Genomic DNA, 18712 nt, shown 5'->3' with positions numbered 1-18712 from the left:
ACCGCTGAGCATACGAATGCATCCATGGCCGCGTCAATGCGCAAAGCACCGGATATGCGGGCCCTGCGGCTATGAGTTTGTGAGCGTATAGTGCAGTCATCATCTGCGCTGGCAACGTATTTGATGGAACGGCCACAGGCGTGGCCGCCCTGGGTTTTTCTGTGTACGAGGGTTCATGCAAATCTCTTCCCCCCTGACCGATACCGATCTGGCCAACGGCTGGTCGGCCCTTCACAACCAGGCGCACAACGGCATGGCATTGCAGCAGAACTCCAATCGCCTCGCCTTCGCGGACCCGGAATTCATGTTCCGCCGCGAAACCCGCGGCATCCGCATGCAGCTGGAACTGCTCAAGCCCGACCTGGCGCAGATCGAACGCGGCATAGAAAACACCGTCGTGGTCTATGGCAGCGCACGCTTCGTGGACCTGGAGCAGGCCGAGCAGCAACTGGCCGACGCACAGGCCAGCGACGATCCCCAGCGCATTGCCGTGGCCGAGCGCGCCGTGCGCAATGCCCACCGCTATGAACAGGCCCGCGCCTTCACGCGCATCGTGGCCGCCGACAGCCTGAACCAGCCGCCCGAGGAGCGCCTCTATATCTGCACGGGAGGCGGCCCCGGCATCATGGAAGCGGCCAACCGGGGCGCCCATGACGTGGGGGCACCCAGCATCGGACTGAACATCGAGCTGCCGCACGAGCAAAACGGCAACCGCTTCATCTCGCCGGACCTGAGCTTCAAGTTCCACTACTTCGCCTTGCGCAAGATGCATTTCATGATGCGCGCCAAGGCCCTGGTGGCCTTCCCCGGCGGCTTCGGAACGCTGGATGAGCTGTTCGAGGTGCTGACCCTGATGCAGACCGGCAAGACGCATTCCGTGCCCGTGATCCTGTTCGGCACCGAGTTCTGGAAGCGGCTGCTCAACATCGACCTGATGATCGAGGAAGGCACGATCTCGCCCAAGGACCTGCAGCTGTTCCGCTACACCGATGATCCGGTGGAGGCCTGGGCGCTGATCAAGCAGTTCCACGCTGGCGGCTGGTAAGCCGCAGCGGCCGGCAGGCCGCCACCGCATCGCAAGGCGATCTGCGCACCAAGGCGCAGGTCGCTTTTTTTCATTCCGGCTTGCGCGGCGACAGCCCCATGAACCAGGCCGTGCGGATGCCCGAGGCCACGGCCGCGCCCACCACCCAGAACAGCGCAGACACGCCGATCAACGCCCCCGCCGAGCCGAACAGCACGGGCATGGCCACGCTGGAGGCATTGATGGCCATGAGCCGCAGGCCCAGCGCCTCGCCATGGCGGTGCTCGGGCGTGATCTGGTGCAGCATGCTCATGACCATGGGCTGCACCGAGCCCAGCGAAAAGCCCAGCAGCACCGAGCACACGCCCATGGTCAGTGCCGAGTCCATGAAGGGGTACAGCGCAAAGACGAAGGCGGTGATGGCCATGGCGCCGGAGATCACGGCGCCTTCGCGCAGGCGCTCGGCCACCAGCGGCATGGCCAGGCGGATGGCGGCGGCCGCCACGGCAAAAATGCCCAGCAGCGTGCCGATGACCGAGGCGCTCAACCCCTTCTCATGGCCCAGCAGCGGAAGCACGAAGGTGTGCACGTCCCAGCACGCCGACTGCAGCCAATTGACCAGCAGCAGGTTGCGGAAGTTGCGGTCGCGCAGCAGGTCCCAGGCATGCTGCTTGGGGCCTCCTATGGGCGCACGCACGGGCGGCAGCTCCTGCGTGTGGCGCACCCAGCTCCAGGCCAGCACGGGCACCAGGGCCAGCAGGCCGAAGGCGACGCGGTAGCCCATGGTGCTGCCCTCGCCGCCAAAATTCGCGTGATCGATCAGCAGCCCCGTGCTGAAGGGCCCGATGAAGTTGGAGATGGCCGGCCCTATGGCCAGCCAGCTGAACACCTTCTTGAGCGCCAACGCATCGTGGGTGACCCGCCCCGCATGGCGCTGCACGGCAATCACAACCGCGCCGCTGGCACCGCCCGTCAGCAGCGCCACCAGGCACAGCACGGGATAGACCGGAAACGCCAGCGCCAGCGCGCAGCCGCCACTGGCCGCCAGCATGGATAGGAAAAATGGCTTGCGAAAGCCGTGCTTGTCCGCGAAGCGCCCGGCCGGCAGCGCCAGGAACACCTGGGTCAGCGCAAACAGCGCCAGCAAAATGCCCACGGCCGCCGCGCTATAGCCCTGCTGCAGCGCCAGCAAGGGCGCTGCCAGCCGCATGCCTGCCATGGTGGCATGCACGCTGACCTGGGCCATGATGACTTTGAACAGCGCCAGATTCATCTCAATCCTGCCCCGATCCCGGCTCCATGCCCGCCGCCGTGCCTTTGTCGTCCGGCAGACCGGGCAGCGCTGCGCCGGAGGCCGGCGCGGGCAGCTCCTGCACATCGCGCAGCTGGCGCTGGATGGCGCGCGTGCGCACGCCCACCTGCTCGAAGCGCTTGGCGGCGGCATCAATGGATTTGCGCGTGGCATCCACCACTTCGCCGAACTTGGCGAACTCGGTCTTGACCTGGCCCAGCACGGCCCAGACCTCGGAGGAGCGCTTTTCGATGGCCAGCGTCTTGAAGCCCATCTGCAGGCTGCTGAGCATGGCGGCCAGATTGGCCGGGCCGGTGACCATCACGCGGCAGCCGTTCTGCACGGCCTCGACCAGGCCGGGGCGGCGCATGACCTCGGCAAACAGGCCTTCCGTGGGCAGGTAGAGCACGGCAAAGTCCGTGGTGTGGGGCGGGCTCACATACTTGCCATGGATCTTGCGGGCCTCGAACTTGATCGATGCCTCGAAGGCATTGCCGGCCGAGACAATGGCGGCCTTGTCCGCCGCATCCTGGGCGTCGAGCAGGCGCTGGTATTGCTCCACCGGGTATTTGGCATCGATGGGCAGCCAGACCGGCGTCTCGTCGCTGCGCCCGGGCAGGCGGATGGCGAACTCCACCATGTCGTCGCTGCCGGGCACGGTCTTGACGTTGCGCGCGTATTGCTCGGGCGTGAGCACGTTCTCGATGATGGCGCCCAACTGCAGCTCGCCCCAGGTGCCGCGCGTCTTCACATTGGTCATCACGCGCTTGAGATCGCCCACGCTGCCGGCCAGCGTCTGCATCTCTCCCAGGCCCTTGTGCACCTGCTCCAGCCGGTCGCTGACCAGCTTGAACGATTCGCCCAGGCGCTGCTCCAGCGTGGCATGCAGCTTCTCGTCCACCGTGCGCCGCATCTCCTCCAGGCGCGCCGCATTGTCCGACTGGATGGTGGCCAGGCGCTCGTTGAGCGTGCCGCGCAGCTGTTCGGCATGGACCTGGCTGGATTGCGCCAGCCCGCCCAGCTGCTGCTGGATGTCGTTCTTGAGCGAGTCCAGCGTGCTGCGCGTGGTCTGCGCCAGCGCTTCGAAGCGCTCCTGCACATGGGCGTTGAAGCGCTGCGTGCTCTCGCCCTGGGCCTCGCGGGCCTGGGCGCTGTCGGCGGCCAGACGCACCGTGAGCCGGCCCAGCTCCATGCGAAAGGCCGCCAGTGCCTCGCCCTGCTCGCGCCGCGCGGCCTGGGCATCGAGCTGGGCCTGGGCCAGATGGGCCTGCAGCTGCTGCGACACGCGGTCCAGCCCGCCGTCACTCTTGGCCACGGCCATCTGCGTGGCCTGGGCGCCGCGCTCGAGCTGCTGCAGCCGCACGTCCAGCATCTGCAACGCCTGCAGCAACTGCTGCGGCGCCACCCCGTCATCGCGCTGCGCCGAGCGCCTGCACAACAGCCAGATCACGGCCGCCTGCCCCAACAGCAGCACGGCCCATGCCGCCCACCATACTCCGGATATCTGGGTCAAGATCTTGCTTCAGCTCCATGCAGCGGGAAGCGGCCATGGCCTGCCTCCCCGCGATTGTCGGAATACGGCACTCAGGCCTTGGCGCGCGCGCCGGCGGCCGCCGCTTCGGGCTGGTTCACGGGCGTGCGCGGGCCCTTGCCGCTCAGAAAGTCGATCAGGTTGTCGGCTGCCAGCTCGGCCATGGCGCTGCGCGTGCCCATGGTGGCGCTGGCGATGTGCGGGGTCAGCACGACATTGGGCACAGTCAGCAGGTCGGGATGGACCGAGGGCTCGCCCTCGAACACGTCCAGGCCGGCGGCGGCAATGGTCCTGTCGCGCAGCGCCCTGGCCAGCGCCGCGTCATCGACGATGCCGCCGCGCGCGATGTTGATCAGCGTGGCCGTGGGCTTCATCCTGGCGATCTCGGCCGCGCCTATGGTGTGGTGGTTTTCCTTGGTGTAGGGCAGCACCAGTACCACATGGTCGGCCATGGCCAGCAGTTCATCCTTGCCCACGTAGCCGGCCTTGCATTCGGCTTCCAGTTCGGGCGACAGCCGCGAGCGGTTGTGATAGACCACCTTCATGCCGAAGCCATGCGCCCCGCGTTTGGCAATGCCCTGGCCGATGCGGCCCATGCCGATGATGCCCAGCGTGCTGCCGTGCACTTCCGAGCCGGCGAACAGGTCGTAGCGCCAGGAGTTCCACTTTCCGGCGCGCAGATAGTGCTCGCTTTCGGTCACGCGGCGGGCCGTGGCCATGAGCAGGGCGAAGCCGAAGTCCGCCGTGGTCTCGGTCAGCACGTCGGGCGCGTTCGTGCCCTGCACGCCCGCTGCCGTCATCGCGGGCACGTCGAAGTTGTTGTAGCCCACGGCCATGTTGGCCACGACCTTCAGGCGCGGGCAGGCCGCCAGCAGCGCCGCATCGATGGTCTGCGAGCCCGTGGTCAGGACACCATCCTTGTCCTGCAGATGCACGGCCAGCTCCTGCGGACTCCAGACCACGTCGTCCTGGTTGGACTCGACCTCGAAGTGCTGCTCCAGCTTGCGCACCACCTCGGGCGGGATGGCGCGGGCGATCAGGATGCGGGGTTTGCTTGCCATGTCTGTCTCTTTCCTTGTCTTGGCGGGAGGCGGTTCTTCAGCGGAACCAGATGAAGCTCATCAATACGAACAGCGGCACCAGAATGCCCAGCGACCAGGCCATGTAGCCGAAGAAGCTGGGCATCTTCACGCCGCGCTCCTCGGCAATGGCCTTGACCATCAGGTTGGGCGCGTTGCCGATATAGGTGTTGGCACCCATGAATACCGCGCCCGCGGAGATGGCCGCCAGCGTGGAGGCCATCGTGGTCATCAGCTGCGCGGCGTCGCCCCCTGCGGTGTTGAAGAACACCAGGTAGGTCGGCGCGTTGTCGAGGAAGGAGGACAGCAGGCCCGTGGCCCAGAAGTACATCAGCGGATCGGGCGTGCCGTCGGCGCGCGTGACGGCCCCCACGATGGCACCGAACGGCCCGCCCGTGCCCGCCTTGAGCATGGCGATCACGGGGATGATGGTCAGGAAGATGCCCGCGAACAGCTTGGCCACCTCCTGCATCGGCCCCCAGCCGAATTCGTTGGCCTGGTGCACGCTGCGCGGCGTGAGCCGCAGCGACAGCAGCGCCACCACGATCAGGCCCGCATCGCGCACCAGCCCCGGCAGGCCCACATGCGTGCCGGCCAGCACCAGCCCTGCATCGGTGCGCCACAGACCGCTCATCAGCACCAGGGCCACCACGGCCAGCAGCAGCGCGAAGTTCACGCTGCCATCGAAGCCCAGGCGGCTGGCACGGCCCGAGGCGTCGATGCTGGGCGTGGGATCGGGCAGGTCCGCCTCGCCGGACTTGCGCAGCAGCCAGGTATCGATCGCGTAGAACAGCGCCAGCAGCACGCCGACCAGGAACAAGGTCTCGGTGAAGATGTGGCGCACCGTCCAGAAAAAGTCCACGCCCTTGAGAAAACCCAGGAACAGTGGCGGGTCGCCCAGCGGCGTCAGCGAGCCCCCTGCATTGGAGACGATGAAGATGAAGAACACCACCACATGCACCTGGTGCCTGCGGTTGTCGTTGGCACGCAGCAGCGGCCGGATCAGCAGCATCGATGCGCCCGTGGTCCCCATGAAGCTGGCCAGCACGGCGCCGATGGCCAGGATGGCCGTGTTCAGCCCCGGCGATCCCTTGAGATTGCCGCGCACATAGATACCGCCCGACACCGTGTACAGCGCCGTCAGCAGGATCACGAAGGGCAGGTACTCGGCCAGCAGCGCATGCACCAGGTTGGCCAGGGCCGCGCCCGCGCCGAACACCGCAGCAAAGGGCAGCAGGAAGGCCAGCGCCCAGGCCGCCGTCAACTTGCCGAAATGCCGGTGCCAGAAATGGGGCGCCGCCAGCGGCACCAGGGCAATCGACAGCAGCATGCCCGCAAAGGGCACGCCCCAGAGCACCGACAGCTGGCCGCCATCGATTTCGGCCGCCAGGGCCCAGGAGGGCACGCAGGCGACAAGAAGCACCACCAATCCACGCAAGGCCTTCATGTTCCCGTCTCCTCTTTGTTCTGTATTCACTGTCCCCTCCTGGCAGCGGGCCGTGCAGTGATCAAGTCTGTGCCGCAGGCGCCGCGATCTCGAACACCTGGCGCAGATAGGCCAGGTACTTTTCGTCATCGCACATGCTCTTGCCCGGCGTGTCCGAGAGCTTGGCCACGGGCTGGCCGTTGCAGCGCGTCATCTTGATGACGATCTGCAGCGGCACATGGTCGGGCGCGTCGCCCAGGTCATTGGTCAGGTTGGTGCCGATGCCAAAGGCCAGCTGGCAGCGCCCGTGGAAGCGCTGGAACAGCTCGATGGTGCGCGGCACCGTCAGGCCGTCGCTGAAGATCAGCGTCTTGGTCAGCGGGTCGATGCGGTTGGCGCGGTAGTGGGCCAGCAGCCGCTCACCCCACTCGAACGGATCGCCGCTGTCATGGCGCGCGCCATCGAAGAGCTTGCAGAAGTACAGGTCGAAATCGCGCAGGAACGCCGACATGCCGTAGACATCCGACAGCGCAATGCCCAGGTCGCCGCGGTACTCGCGCGCCCAGGACTCGAAGCCGAAGATCTGGCTGTCGCGCAGGCGCGGGCCCAGCGACTGGCAGGCCTGCAGGTATTCATGGGCCAGCGTGCCCAGGGGCCGCACGCCCAGCTTCATGGCATACAGCACGTTGCTGGTGCCCGCGAACTGTCCCTCGGACTCCGCGGATGCGCCGGGCCGGCCCAGGCGTGCGCACAGCACGCGCAGCACCTCTTCATGCCAGGCCCGCGAAAAACGGCGGCGCGTGCCGTAGTCGGCAATCTTGAGCTGCTCCAGGCCCGGCTGCTGCAGCAGCGCGATCTTGGCATCCAGCCGGCGCCGGCCCTCGGGAAAATCGGGCACCGGCTGGGTGTTGCGGAAGTACACCTCGTTGACGATGGCCAGCACGGGAATCTCGAACAAGATGGTGTGCAGCCAGGGCCCGCGGATGGTGATGTCGATCTCGCCGCTGGGCAGCGCCTGCACCGTGACGCACTTCTCGTTGAGGTGGAACAGGCTCAGGAAATCGACGAAATCGCTCTTGATGAAGCGCAGCGAGCTCAGGTAGGCCAGCTCTGCATCCTGGAACCGCAGGCTGCACAGCGAGCGGATCTCGGCCCGAATCTCGTTCACATAGGGCGCAAGCTGCACGCCGGGATTGCGGCACTTGAAACGGTACTCGACCTGTGCCCCGGGAAACTGGTGCAGCACCACCTGCATCATCGTGAATTTGTACAGGTCGGTATCGAGCAGGCTGGTGATGATCATGGACAGAGCCGGGCGGTAAGCGCCCAAGCGGTCAGATGGCAGACAGCTTTCGAGTGTAGGCCATCCACACGCCGCCGCGATGCGAGCGGGCGCCTTGCATGCGCCCCGCACGCCATCAACCGCGCAGCAGCGGCTCCAGCACCCGGCGCAGCGCCTGCGGAATCTGGGCAGGCCGGCGCGTCTGCCGGTCCACATAGACATGCACGAAATGCCCGGCTGCGGCCGACAGCGGCTCGCCCTGCGCAAACAGCCCCACCTCGTAGCGCACGCTGGAGCCGCCGATGCGGGCCACGCGGATGCCGGCCTCCACCTCCTGCGGAAAGGCCAGCGGGGCGAAGTAATTGCATTGGGTCTCTATGACCAGTCCTATCGTCTCGCCCGCATGAATGTCCAGCGCGCCCTGCTCTATCAGATGGGCATTCACCGCCGTATCGAACCAGCTGTAGTAGACGACGTTGTTGACGTGCCCGTAGACATCGTTGTCCGACCAGCGCGTGCTGATGCGTCGGAATGCCGCATAGGCCGAACGGGGCTGCGGCGCGGGGCGGCTCGGGGGCGATTCATTCATGGCGGCCATTGTGCCGCCGGCCGAATGCGCCCTGTCCCCGGCCACTGTCGCCATCACGACGCGCACTGCTGCCAATCACTCGCCAAGCGAGTAAGCATGCCAACTGAAAAATGTCGTCAAACCGACATAAAACCAATTCAAAATCAAAGACTTACAAAAAACCCACAGCTTTCCGAATTTTTTTGCTGCACCGCAGCATCAGGTACTTGATTCCTTTTTTGCAATCCCTACAATAAGACCCATGCTGCACTGCAACATGACACTTCGGTCAAGTCAGCGCAGGCGATTCCCCGTAACCCGAGACCCTGTGGTCCGTTTTTCTGGAGACTGACATGAGCTTGACCCCTGACCAAATCCTGAGCGCACAAAAAGCCAACCTGGAAACCCTGTTCGGCCTGACGAGCAAGGCCTTCGAAGGCGTTGAAAAGCTGGTGGAACTGAATGTGACCGCCTCGCGCGCCGCACTGACCGAAGCCGCCCAGCACACCCAGGCTGTCCTGAGCGTCAAGGACGCACAGGAACTGCTGTCGCTGCAGGCCAACCTGTTCCAGCCCCTGGCCGAGAAGACCGCTGCCTACAGCCGTCACCTGTACGACATCGCCAGCGGCACCGGCGCCGAGCTGGCCAAGACCTTCGAAAGCCAGGCTTCCGACCTGCAAAAGAACTTCAGCGCCCTGGTGGATACCACCGCCAAGAACGCACCCGCCGGCTCCGAAACCGCCGTGGCCGTGATGAAGAGCGCCGTGTCGGCTGCCAACAATGCCTTCGAGTCGGTGCAAAAGGCCGTCAAGCAGGCTTCGGACCTGGCGGAAGCCAACTTCACGGCCGTGACCAACACCGCCAACGAAGCCGTCCAGTCGGCCCAGACCCGCAAGCGTTGATCACGCCGTCTTACAACAGGGCTGCGTGCAAGAATCAGTGATTACCCGCATAATTGCACGCATCCCGGGTCGAAAGACCTGACCAGTTGTCTCCTTGGATCCTCTTGAAACCCCCGTTTCTGGATCCTTTCAAACCCAGTCTTTGGACTGGGTTTTTTTTCGTGCGCTTTTTCGCGCGCCTTGGCTCGCGGCCCACCAGGGAGCGCCTCATACAAGCCCTTAGACAGGCCCCACCCTTTATTAAGAACAATTCGCGTTTGACCTATCATCGCGCTTTGCCAACAAAGAGAGGCCTGTCTTCATGTCGAAATCCCTGAAAGCCCTGTTTGCCGCTTGCGCCCTGGTGGCTGCCGGCACAGCCATTGCCGACTCCCAGGTCGTCAACCTCTACTCCGCGCGCCACTACTCCACGGACGAGGAGCTGTACAACGGCTTCACCAAGGCCACCGGCATCAAGATCAACCGCGTGGACGGCGATGACGCCGGCATCATTGCGCGCCTGAAGGCCGAGGGCCAGGCCTCGCCGGCCGACGTGATCCTGCTGGTCGATGCCGCGCGCCTGTACCGCGGCGAGGTCGATGGCCTGTTCCAGCCCATCCACTCCAAGCTGCTGGAAGACGCCATCCCCTCCAACCTGCGCGCCCAGCCCACGGCGGACGGCATCAGCTGGTTCGGCCTGTCCACGCGTGCCCGCGTCATCGTCTACAACAAGGCCAAGGTCCAGCCTGCCGACGTGCAGAACTACGAATCGCTGGCCGACCCCAAGTTCAAGGGCCAGCTGTGCATCCGCTCTGGCTCTCACCCCTACAACCTGAGCCTGTTCGGCACCGTGGTCGAGCACATGGGCGACCAGAAGGCCGAAGGCTGGATCCAGGGCATGAAGGCCAACCTGGCCCGCCCGCCCAAGGGTGGCGACACCGACCAGATCAAGGCCGTGGCTTCGGGCGAATGCACCATCGGCGTGACCAACAGCTACTACCTGGCGCGCATGATGCGCTCGGGCAAGCCTGAGGACCAGGCCGTGGTCGGCAAGATCGGCGTGGTCTTTCCCAACCAGTCCAGCTGGGGCACGCACCTGAACATCGCGGGCGGTGCCGTGGCTCGCCACGCCAAGAACAAGGACAACGCCGTCAAGTTCCTGGAGTACCTGGCCAGCCCCGCCGCCCAGAACTACTTTGCCAACGGCAACAACGAGTGGCCCGCAGCCAAGGGCGTGGAACTGGACAACCCCGCACTCAAGGAAATGACCGGCGGCAAGCCCTTCAAGAGCGAGACCATCCCGATCACGGCTGTCGGCAAGAACATGACCAAGGTCCAGCAAATGCTGGACCGTGCCGGGTTCCAGTAATCCCCATCGCGCCCATCACCAGCCCGGCACTGCCGGGCTTTTTCTTGGGCGCGACATGGCTGCGGCCGGGGCTGCATGCATAATTTGAGAGTTACGTTTACGTCAACGTCAGATAACCAAGGAGACATTCCATGCAGATCAAGGACCGGGTATTCATCGTCACGGGCGGCGCCTCCGGGCTGGGCGAAGGCACGGCGCGCATGCTGGCGGCCGAGGGCGGCAAGGTGGTGATTGCCGACATGCAGGCGGACAAGGGCGAGGCCGTGGCGCGCGAGATCGGTGGCGTCTTCGTGAAATGCGACGTGAGCCAGGAAGCCGATGGCCAGGCCGTGGTGGACAAGGCCGTGAGCCTGGGCAAGCTGGCGGGCCTGGTCAACTGCGCAGGCATTGCGCCGGCCGAGAAGACCGTGGGCAAGAACGGCGCGCACAACCTGGCGCTGTTCTCCAAGACCATCACGGTCAACCTGATCGGCAGCTTCAACATGATCCGCCTGGCCGCCACCGCCATGTCGGCCAACGAGCCCGAGAGCACGGGCGAGCGCGGCGTGCTGATCTCCACGGCCAGCGTGGCGGCCTACGACGGCCAGATCGGCCAGGCGGCCTATGCGGCGTCCAAGGGCGGCGTGGTCGGCATGACGCTGCCCATTGCGCGCGACCTGGCGCGCAACGGCATCCGCAACATGACGATTGCTCCCGGCATCTTCGGCACGCCCATGCTGTTCGGCATGCCGCAGGAAGTGCAGGACGCGCTGGCCGCAGGCGTGCCCTTCCCCAGCCGCCTGGGCACGCCCCAGGACTATGCCAAGCTGGTGCGCCACATCCTGGACAACGACATGCTCAATGGCGAGGTGATCCGGCTCGATGGGGCGATCCGCCTGGCACCGAGGTGAAGCACCCCCTGAGCAGCTGCGCCGCTTCCCCCTCTCTACTCGCTTCGCGAGGGAGGGGGACGACACCCTCGCGGCGGGGCGGGGCGGGGCGGGGCGGCGCGGCCGGCATAGGCCCTTGCTCGGTGTCCCTCGCTTCGGGCCGTGCCGGTTTTTGAGATACGAGCGTTGTCACACCGTGGTGTCTGCAGGCGTGTCTGCAGGCGCTCTGGCCATCATCTCCAGCCCCTTGCGCAATGCAGGGAACAGGCTGTGCTGGAAGTTGTTCCAGCGCAGTTCGAGGATGGTGTCAGCGGGGTCGATGTCGGTGCCCAGCACGTCGGCGATGACTTCGCCGGAGTCTATGCCGTTGTCCACGTAGTGAAAGGATGCGCCGGTCTTGAACAGGGGCTGGACCGGGCGCTGTTCCATGGTGTTCCAGTCCACGATCCTGCGGCCCTGTGCGCCATGCAGCGCATCCAGCGTGGCGCAGGCGCCCCGGCGTTCGTACGGTGACTCCAGCCGCGTGATGCCGGGATGGATGTTGGCGATCCTGCGATGAAACAGGGCGCCGGGCCGCACCAGCCGGTCCAGGATGACGAGCAGGCCGTCCAGCACCACCCGCTCGGCACCCAGTTGCACCAGCCTGTCCTGCAGCTGCGCCTCGAACATCTGTTTGCCCACGGCGCGCTGCGGATCGTTCAGCGGCAGGCGCCGGTAGGAGGACGGCACGGCCATGAGCAGGTCATTGACCCTGCGCCCCTGGATGCGCAGGTCCGGCGGATAGAACCAGCGCCCGCCCGGCTGGTAGCTGAAGCCGTAGTCGCCGATCTTCTCCCGGTCGCGCGATGAGGCCTCGTCATCGTCGTGGATCACGGCTTCCAGGCTGTAGATATCGCCCAGCGGGCTGCTGTCCAGCAACTCGCCCAGGTATTCCAGTGGCGACTTCATGTAGCGCGTTGCGCCCTTGTAGGCTATGTGCTGGCCGGCCCGGTCGGCGGCCGCATTTCTCAAGGACCAGATGTAGACGAGTTTTGTCTTTGCCATGTTCGTGAGTTCAGCGTGAATCAGGTGGCGGCCAGCGCGCCGTCGCGGGTTGGGCGGGCCGCCGTGGGCTCTTTGTGTTCCTGGCGGTCTTGATCTTCCTGGCCCTCGTGCGGCGGCACGATGCGGCCGGCCTCCATGCGCACGATGCGGTCCGCCAGGTGGAAGTAACGGTCGTCGTGGGAGATCACCACCAGCAGATGGCCCTTGGCGCGCAGCTCGGGCAGCAGCTCCGTGTAGAACAGGTGGCGGAAGCTCGGGTCCTGGTCGGCCGCCCATTCGTCGAACACCAGCACGGGCCGGCCCTCCAGATAGGCATGGACCAGGGCCAGCCGCTTGCGCTGGCCGGTGGACAGGTCGATGGTGCTGAAGCTGCCGTTGCGCACGCTGACCTTGTGGGCGATCTCCAGCCGCTGCAGGTAGGGCAGCGCGGCCTCGGGCAGCGCGGCGGCCTGGCCCTCTTCGCCGCCGGCCACCAGGTCCTCGAACAGGTAGAAGTCCGAGAACACCGTGGTGAACAGCTGGCGGTAGTCGTCGCGCGTCTGCGCCGTGACGGGCTGGCCGTCGTGCAGGATCTCGCCCTGCTGCGGCGCGTACAGGCCCAGCAGCAGCTTGATCAGCGTGGTCTTGCCCGAGCCGTTGTCGCCCACCACAAAGACCAGCTCCCCCTTGTCCAGCTTCAGGTCGATGGGGCCGATCTCGAAGGCCTTGCCGCCTTCGGGCGCATCGAAGGCATAGCGCACGCCGCGCAGCTCCAGGCAGCTGTCCAGATGGACCTCGCCGGGCGGGGTGTCCAGGTGCAGATGCGGCTCGGGGCTGGCAAAGCGCGCCGACAGGTCGGCTATGCGCTGCAGCGCCACTTTGGCACGGCCCACGTTCGGCAAGGCACCCGCGATCTGGTCCATGGGCCCCTTGAGGAACAGCAGCACCAGCACGAAGCCGCTGAGCACCACGGGCTCCATCGTGCGGATGGAGGCCCAACCCAGGATCAATGCAATCAACAGAAAGAACAGCGCCGAGCCGAAAGCAGTCGCCATGACATAGGTATTGATGGCGCGGTGGTTCACACTCTGGATCACATTCACCGTACGCTCGATCTGCTCGCGAAAAATCCGGCTGCGGCGGGAGCGGTGCATGCGCAGTTCCTTGGCACCTTCGCTGATGCTGCGATAGGCCTTGTGCAGCGTCTCCTCCTGGTCACGGGCCTTCCAGAAACCCGCTACGCCGCGCGATTGGGCCGCCACCTGGATGGTGACTCCGATCGACAGGGCTACCACCAGCATGCCGAACAGCAGCGGCGACAAAAGAGCCAGATAGGCCAGGCAGCCCAGCGCAATGGCGACGGCGATCAGGGCTGAGGCCAGCACGAAGGCCACGTCACTGATCATGTCCACATCCTGCGTGAGCACGGGCATGAGGCGATGCGTGCGGTAGCGCTCCAGGGCGTCGATGGGCGCAGCCAGAATCTTCTCGGCCAGGCTCTTGCGCACCTGGGCGACCAGACGCTGCCCCACCAGGTTGGTGGAGACATCTGAGATTGCACGGCCCACCAGCGCGGTCACGCAAAGGCCCACAAAGATCAGCAACAGGCCACCCGCCAGTCCGCCCGGTCGATTGAGTACCTGGTTGATGGTGGCCAGCAGCGCCACCGTGGCACCGCCGGCGCAGATGCCCGCCATCACGGACAGGGCGATCCATGGCAGGAACGGTTGGAGCAGGCGCAATACCTCGGAAGGCGGTTGGCTGGCTTTTTGCATAACGGGATTCCTCTTGCGCACCTTGGAGCGCGTGAACTCTTGATGCCGGCCTGCCCCGGCGTGCGTGGAGGCGCTGCATTGCGCACCGCATCTCCTTCCTGCAAGACGTACGGGCGCCGGAAATGTTCACCCCCCGGCCATGAACAAATCCGCGCGCCACGCGTCATCTCGATGAAAGGCTGATGCATGGCGTCATGCCTGCGCCTTTTGCCCGCCGGTCTTTTCCGTGCCGCACTTCTGCCCATTGCCTTTCAAGGACGCCATGGCTCTCCACCCCGATCTGCAAGACTTTCTCGAACTCGCCAACGCCCAGGCGTCCCGGCGGCCGCGCATGAGCCAGATGACGGCCGTGCAGGCGCGCACCGCCTACGAACACGCCACGCTGGCGCTGGACCTGCCGGGCGATGACCTGCCCATGGAAGACCTGGATCTGCCCACGCGCGACGGCGCACGCATCCGCGCCCGGCTCTACCGGGGCGGGCCGCCGGGCACACCCGCGCCCTGCCTGCTGTTCTTTCACGGCGGCGGCTATGTGCTGGGCGGGCTCGACTCGCATGACAGCCTGTGCCGCAGCCTGGCGCTGGGCACGCCCTGCAGCGTGCTGGCCATCGACTACCGGCTGGCGCCAGAGCACCGCTTTCCCACAGCCTTCCTCGACGCAGAGGACGCCCTGGCATGGCTGCTGGAGCACGGCCGCCGCCATGGCCTGGACGCGCAGCGGCTGGCCATTGGCGGCGATAGCGTCGGGGGCACGCTGGCCACGGCCCTGTGCATCGCCGCGCGCGACGCGGGCATGCCCCAGCCCTTGCTGCAGTTGCTGCTCTACCCCTGCACGGCAGCACGGCAGGACAGCGACTCGCATGCGCGCCTGGCCACCGGCCATCTGCTGGAAGGTGACACCCTGGCCTGGATGTTCGGCCAATACCTGCGCAGCGATGCGGACCGGCAGGACTGGCGCTTTGCCCCCCTGCAGGCATCCGACCTGGGCCGGCTGGCCCCCACGCTGATGGTGCTGGCCGAGTACGACCCGCTGATCGACGAAGGCAGGCGCTATGCCGAACGGCTGCAGGCCGCCGGCGTCGAGATGGACCTGCAGGTCTACGCCGGCATGGTCCATGACTTTGCGCGGCTGGGCGCCATCACCGAAGAGGCCGAGGTGCTGCGCGGCCGGCTCTGCAAGGCGCTGGCCCGTCCCTTCCAGGCCACCCGCAGCCCGGCCCTGGCGTGAACATTTGCCGCGTCTGCGCGTCATCCCGGTCATGAGGCCGCTTTGTCTCCCTCTTTGTGTCCTTGTTCGAGTCCGTGCCCTTCCCCATGCGCCGCGTGCGGGGCGCCCCATCTGAAAGAGTCCACGTGCGTCCAGCCGAAGCCACCGCTCCATCGCCACCAGACGCCTGCGGCGCCAGCTACCTCGCCCATGCGGGCGCCGAGACGATCACCGTCTTCAGCGAAGGACAACGGCTGCGCCTGGAACGTTCGCAGGCCGTGGATGCCGGCAGGCCCGGCAGGCCCAGTCTCTGGAACCTGTCGCCCACGGCCGCGCCAGGCCTGATGCAGCTGCAATGGCTGGGCCCCTGCTCGGGCATGCCCGAAGCGGATGAACTGCTCGCCGCGCTGCAGGCCGGCTTTGGCCTGCATCCCGATGCGCAAGCCATCGAGCTGTCCCTGCCCCGGCTGCCGCCCGGCCTGCGCGACAGCCTTGTCAGCCTGCAGCCGGGCCAGGCCCCGCGCGTGGCAAGAAGCGTGCTGTGGCAGCAGCCCCTGTGGCTGCCCCGCCCGCGCCCACCCTATGCGCTGCACTACACGATCAGCGAAGGTCGCCGCCACCCCGTGCGCCTGCACAAGCCGCGCGGCGAGGTCTACCGCCGCTTCATCCCCTGGCTGGGCCGCACGCTGAGCTTTCGCACCGTGGAGCCCGAGGCCGACCTGCCCCTCATCCACCGCTGGATGAACGACCCGGTCGTCGCGCATTTCTGGGAGGAAAGCGGCGACCTCGCCCACCACCGCGCCTACCTGCAGCGCATGGCCGGCGACCCGCATGCGCTGGGCCTCATCGGCTGCTTCGACGGCCAGCCCTTCGGCTACTTCGAGGCCTACTGGGCCAAGGAAGACCGCATCGCCCCCTTCTATGACGCTGGCGACCACGACCGGGGCTGGCACGCGCTGGTGGGCGAGGCGCCCTATCGCGGCCGGCCCTACCTGACGGCCTGGCTGCCCTCGCTGTCGCACTACCTCTTTCTGGACGACTGCCGCACCCAGCGCATCGTCGTGGAGCCGCGCGCCGACAACCGCAAGATGCGCAACAGCCTGCCGCGCTGCGGCTATGCGCTGGTCAAGGAATTCGACTTCCCGCACAAGCGCGCCGTGCTGGGAGTCCTGCTCAGGGAACGCTTTTTCGCAGACGCCTTGTGGATACCGCAGACCGACGCAGTCGCGCCGGACGCACTGGACGCATCGACCCAATGAAAGGACCTTCCATGCAAACCCACCCGCTGATCGGCATCGGCTTCGGCCCCTCCAACATTGCCCTGGCCATCGCCCTCAAGGAGCGCGAAACCACCGCGCGGGCCATGCACCCCGTCTTCATCGAAAAGCAGCCGCGCTTCGCCTGGCACCGGGACATGCTGCTGGAGCAGGCCCACATGCAGGTGTCCTTCCTCAAGGACCTGGCCACGCTGCGCAATCCCACCAGCCGCTTCACCTTCATCAACTACCTGCACGAGAAGGGCCGGCTGCAGGACTTCATCAACCTCAAGACCTTCTTCCCCAGCCGCCACGAGTTCAACGACTACCTGGCCTGGGCCGCCGCCAAGTTCGAGGACCGCTGCGTCTACGGCCAGGAAGTCATCGAGGTGCTGCCCGAAAAACGCGATGGCAAGGTCGAGCTGCTGCGCGTGCGCTCGCGCGATGCGGCCGGCAACATGCATGAGCGCCTGGGCCAGAGCCTGGTCATGAGCATTGGCGGCACGCCCAGCATTCCCGAGCAGTTCAAGCCCCTGCGCGGCGATGCGCGCGTCTTCCACTCCAGCGCCTATCTGCGCAGCATTGCCGAGCATGCCAGGCCGCTGCGCATCGCCGTGGTCGGTGCGGGCCAAAGCGCAGCGGAAATCTTCATGGACCTGCACGGCCGCTACGCCACGGCCGAGATCGACCTGGTCATGCGCGCCCGCTCCATCCGCCCGTCCGATGACAGCCCCTTCGTCAACGAAATCTTCAACGCCGACTTCGTGGACCATGTCTACAGCCGCCCGCACGACGAGCGCGGCGCCCTGCTGCGCGAGTTCTGGCACACCAACTACGCCTGCCCCGACCTGGAGCTGATCGAGAGCATCTTCAAGGTGTTCTACGAGCAGAAAGTCGTCGGCGACACGCGCCACCGCTTCCTGCGCCGCCATGAAGTGCACGACGTGCGGGCGGCCGGCGACGGCATCCACCTGGGGCTGCGCGACCTCAACAGCGGCATCGACCATGCATCGCGCTACGACGTGGTGGTGCTGGCCACCGGCTATGCGCGCGAGCACCACAAGACCCTGCTGGAGCCGCTGGCTCCGTACCTGGGAGACTTTTCCGTGAGCCGCGACTACCAGGTGCACACCACGCCGGACTTTCGCCCTGCCATCTTCCTGCAGGGCGCCTGTGAGGACTCGCACGGCCTCAGCGACACCCTGCTGTCCGTCACTTCGGTGCGCACCGGCGAAATCGGTGAAGCCCTGCTGGCAGCGCAAGCCCAAAGACCCGATGTTGCGCGCACAGAACAGCTGGCGCTGCAGGATTGAAAGATCGCAGGGCGGCATGATGGCGCAGGGATCTCCCATGCCATAATTTGAATGCAAACCATTTGCATTTGAATTCGAATCGCCTGCGCCGCTGAATCCCATGCCCGCTGCTGCACCGCCCCGGCCCTGGCCGGGGTTGCAGCATCCGGCAGGCCCTTCTCTGTACGGACCCAGGGGTTCCAACCCATCGCCCTTGCGGAAAGGCAGGTATCCGGATGCGTGACCTGATCCAGGAACTCGTGGCTCACTATGGCGATCTGCGCCGCCAGCTCACGCGCGATCTCAGGGATCCGCACTATGCAGCCGACATCGCGCAATCGAGCTTCGAGCGGGTCTATGTGCACGCCCTGGGCCTGCGCAGCGGCAAGAAGGCCGAGGTGCTGCCCGACGCCGGCATCGAATCCCCGCGCGCCCTGCTGTTTCGCGTGGCACGCAATCTGTGCATAGACGATGCGCGCAAGCGCAAGACCGCCCAGGACTGGACGCGCCAGCAAATGGCGGTGCAGCACAGCGTACCCTCCAGCGAAACCCTGGCTGCCCAGCGCCAGATCCTGAAGCGCGTCGTCGAGGCTCTGGAGGGACTACCCCCGCGCCGGCGCGAAGTCTTCATCCTCTTTCGTGCCCACGGCTACACGCGTGCAGAAATTTCCGAGCAGCTCAACATCACCGAGATGGCCGTGGCCAAGCACATGGTGCGCGCCACGCTGGACTGCTCGCGCGTGCTGGCCCAGCTGCGCTCCGAACTGATCGAGGACCATGCGCTGGGCAGCGCCATGGATTTCGACCACAGTACACTGACCGACGACGCTTCCTGACCC

At 66.1% G+C, this 18712-nt stretch carries 16 protein-coding genes; 8 read left to right on the top strand and 8 right to left on the bottom strand.

Annotated features, from left to right (window positions below):
* The first annotated feature begins 175 nt into the window (after positions 1-175).
* Entirely contained in the window at positions 176-1045 is an 870-nt protein-coding gene (locus ACFPFG_RS29115) for an LOG family protein (protein WP_183019723.1), read from the top strand.
* 70 nt (positions 1046-1115) lie between these two features.
* Here the strand turns inward: ACFPFG_RS29115 and ACFPFG_RS29110 are convergent, their stop codons facing one another.
* The 6 genes from ACFPFG_RS29110 to ACFPFG_RS29085 form a co-directional block, all read right to left on the bottom strand.
* Positions 1116-2297, bottom strand: coding sequence for an MFS transporter (locus tag ACFPFG_RS29110; RefSeq protein WP_197955809.1), 1182 nt, complete (start codon positions 2295-2297; stop codon positions 1116-1118).
* Position 2298: 1 nt separating this feature from the next.
* Positions 2299-3789, bottom strand: coding sequence for a DNA recombination protein RmuC (locus ACFPFG_RS29105; RefSeq protein ID WP_380110352.1), 1491 nt, complete (start codon positions 3787-3789; stop codon positions 2299-2301).
* A gap of 110 nt (positions 3790-3899) precedes the next feature.
* Complete coding sequence (locus ACFPFG_RS29100) at positions 3900-4907, bottom strand: 2-hydroxyacid dehydrogenase (protein WP_374617388.1); 1008 nt, start codon at positions 4905-4907, stop codon at positions 3900-3902.
* A 37-nt stretch (positions 4908-4944) separates the two neighbouring features.
* Positions 4945-6372, bottom strand: a complete 1428-nt coding sequence (locus ACFPFG_RS29095; RefSeq protein ID WP_312378459.1) for a sodium:proton antiporter — start codon at positions 6370-6372, stop codon at positions 4945-4947.
* Between the two features lie 61 nt (positions 6373-6433).
* Complete coding sequence (gene pncB / locus ACFPFG_RS29090) at positions 6434-7654, bottom strand: nicotinate phosphoribosyltransferase (protein ID WP_013801614.1); 1221 nt, start codon at positions 7652-7654, stop codon at positions 6434-6436.
* A gap of 115 nt (positions 7655-7769) precedes the next feature.
* Positions 7770-8231, bottom strand: coding sequence for an acyl-CoA thioesterase (locus ACFPFG_RS29085; protein ID WP_034394994.1), 462 nt, complete (start codon positions 8229-8231; stop codon positions 7770-7772).
* 323 nt (positions 8232-8554) lie between these two features.
* On the opposite strand from ACFPFG_RS29085, the gene ACFPFG_RS29080 reads away from it, so the two are divergent.
* From ACFPFG_RS29080 to ACFPFG_RS29070, 3 genes are all read left to right on the top strand, one after another.
* Complete coding sequence (locus ACFPFG_RS29080) at positions 8555-9103, top strand: phasin family protein (RefSeq protein ID WP_013801612.1); 549 nt, start codon at positions 8555-8557, stop codon at positions 9101-9103.
* A gap of 301 nt (positions 9104-9404) precedes the next feature.
* Positions 9405-10451, top strand: a complete 1047-nt coding sequence (locus ACFPFG_RS29075) for a Fe(3+) ABC transporter substrate-binding protein (protein WP_012206542.1) — start codon at positions 9405-9407, stop codon at positions 10449-10451.
* A 131-nt stretch (positions 10452-10582) separates the two neighbouring features.
* On the top strand, positions 10583-11341 hold the full coding sequence (locus tag ACFPFG_RS29070) for a 3-hydroxyacyl-CoA dehydrogenase (RefSeq protein WP_034394989.1): 759 nt from the start codon (positions 10583-10585) through the stop codon (positions 11339-11341).
* A 168-nt stretch (positions 11342-11509) separates the two neighbouring features.
* Here ACFPFG_RS29070 and ACFPFG_RS29065 read toward each other — a convergent pair whose 3' ends face one another.
* Positions 11510-12364 (bottom strand): formyl transferase, encoded by an 855-nt coding sequence (locus ACFPFG_RS29065; protein WP_380109382.1) that lies wholly within the window; start codon positions 12362-12364, stop codon positions 11510-11512.
* 20 nt (positions 12365-12384) lie between these two features.
* Complete coding sequence (locus tag ACFPFG_RS29060; protein ID WP_380109381.1) at positions 12385-14118, bottom strand: cyclic peptide export ABC transporter; 1734 nt, start codon at positions 14116-14118, stop codon at positions 12385-12387.
* Between the two features lie 262 nt (positions 14119-14380).
* Here ACFPFG_RS29060 and ACFPFG_RS29055 point away from each other — a divergent pair, with 262 nt between their 5' ends.
* The 4 genes from ACFPFG_RS29055 (at position 14381) to ACFPFG_RS29040 (ending at position 18709) form a co-directional block, all read left to right on the top strand.
* Positions 14381-15346, top strand: coding sequence for an alpha/beta hydrolase (locus tag ACFPFG_RS29055; RefSeq protein ID WP_380109379.1), 966 nt, complete (start codon positions 14381-14383; stop codon positions 15344-15346).
* 125 nt (positions 15347-15471) lie between these two features.
* The gene (locus tag ACFPFG_RS29050) at positions 15472-16584 is read left to right on the top strand and encodes a GNAT family N-acetyltransferase (RefSeq protein ID WP_380109377.1); all 1113 of its coding nucleotides are present in this window, start codon (positions 15472-15474) and stop codon (positions 16582-16584) included.
* An 11-nt stretch (positions 16585-16595) separates the two neighbouring features.
* Complete coding sequence (locus ACFPFG_RS29045) at positions 16596-17894, top strand: lysine N(6)-hydroxylase/L-ornithine N(5)-oxygenase family protein (RefSeq protein ID WP_380109375.1); 1299 nt, start codon at positions 16596-16598, stop codon at positions 17892-17894.
* A 215-nt stretch (positions 17895-18109) separates the two neighbouring features.
* Complete coding sequence (locus ACFPFG_RS29040; protein WP_380109373.1) at positions 18110-18709, top strand: RNA polymerase sigma factor; 600 nt, start codon at positions 18110-18112, stop codon at positions 18707-18709.
* Positions 18710-18712: the final 3 nt, after the last annotated feature.

It is taken from the genome of Delftia deserti (assembly GCF_042653485.1).
GTDB classification, from domain to species: Bacteria; Pseudomonadota; Gammaproteobacteria; order Burkholderiales; family Burkholderiaceae_C; genus Comamonas; species Comamonas acidovorans.
This window is presented reverse-complemented; position numbering and strand designations above follow the sequence as displayed.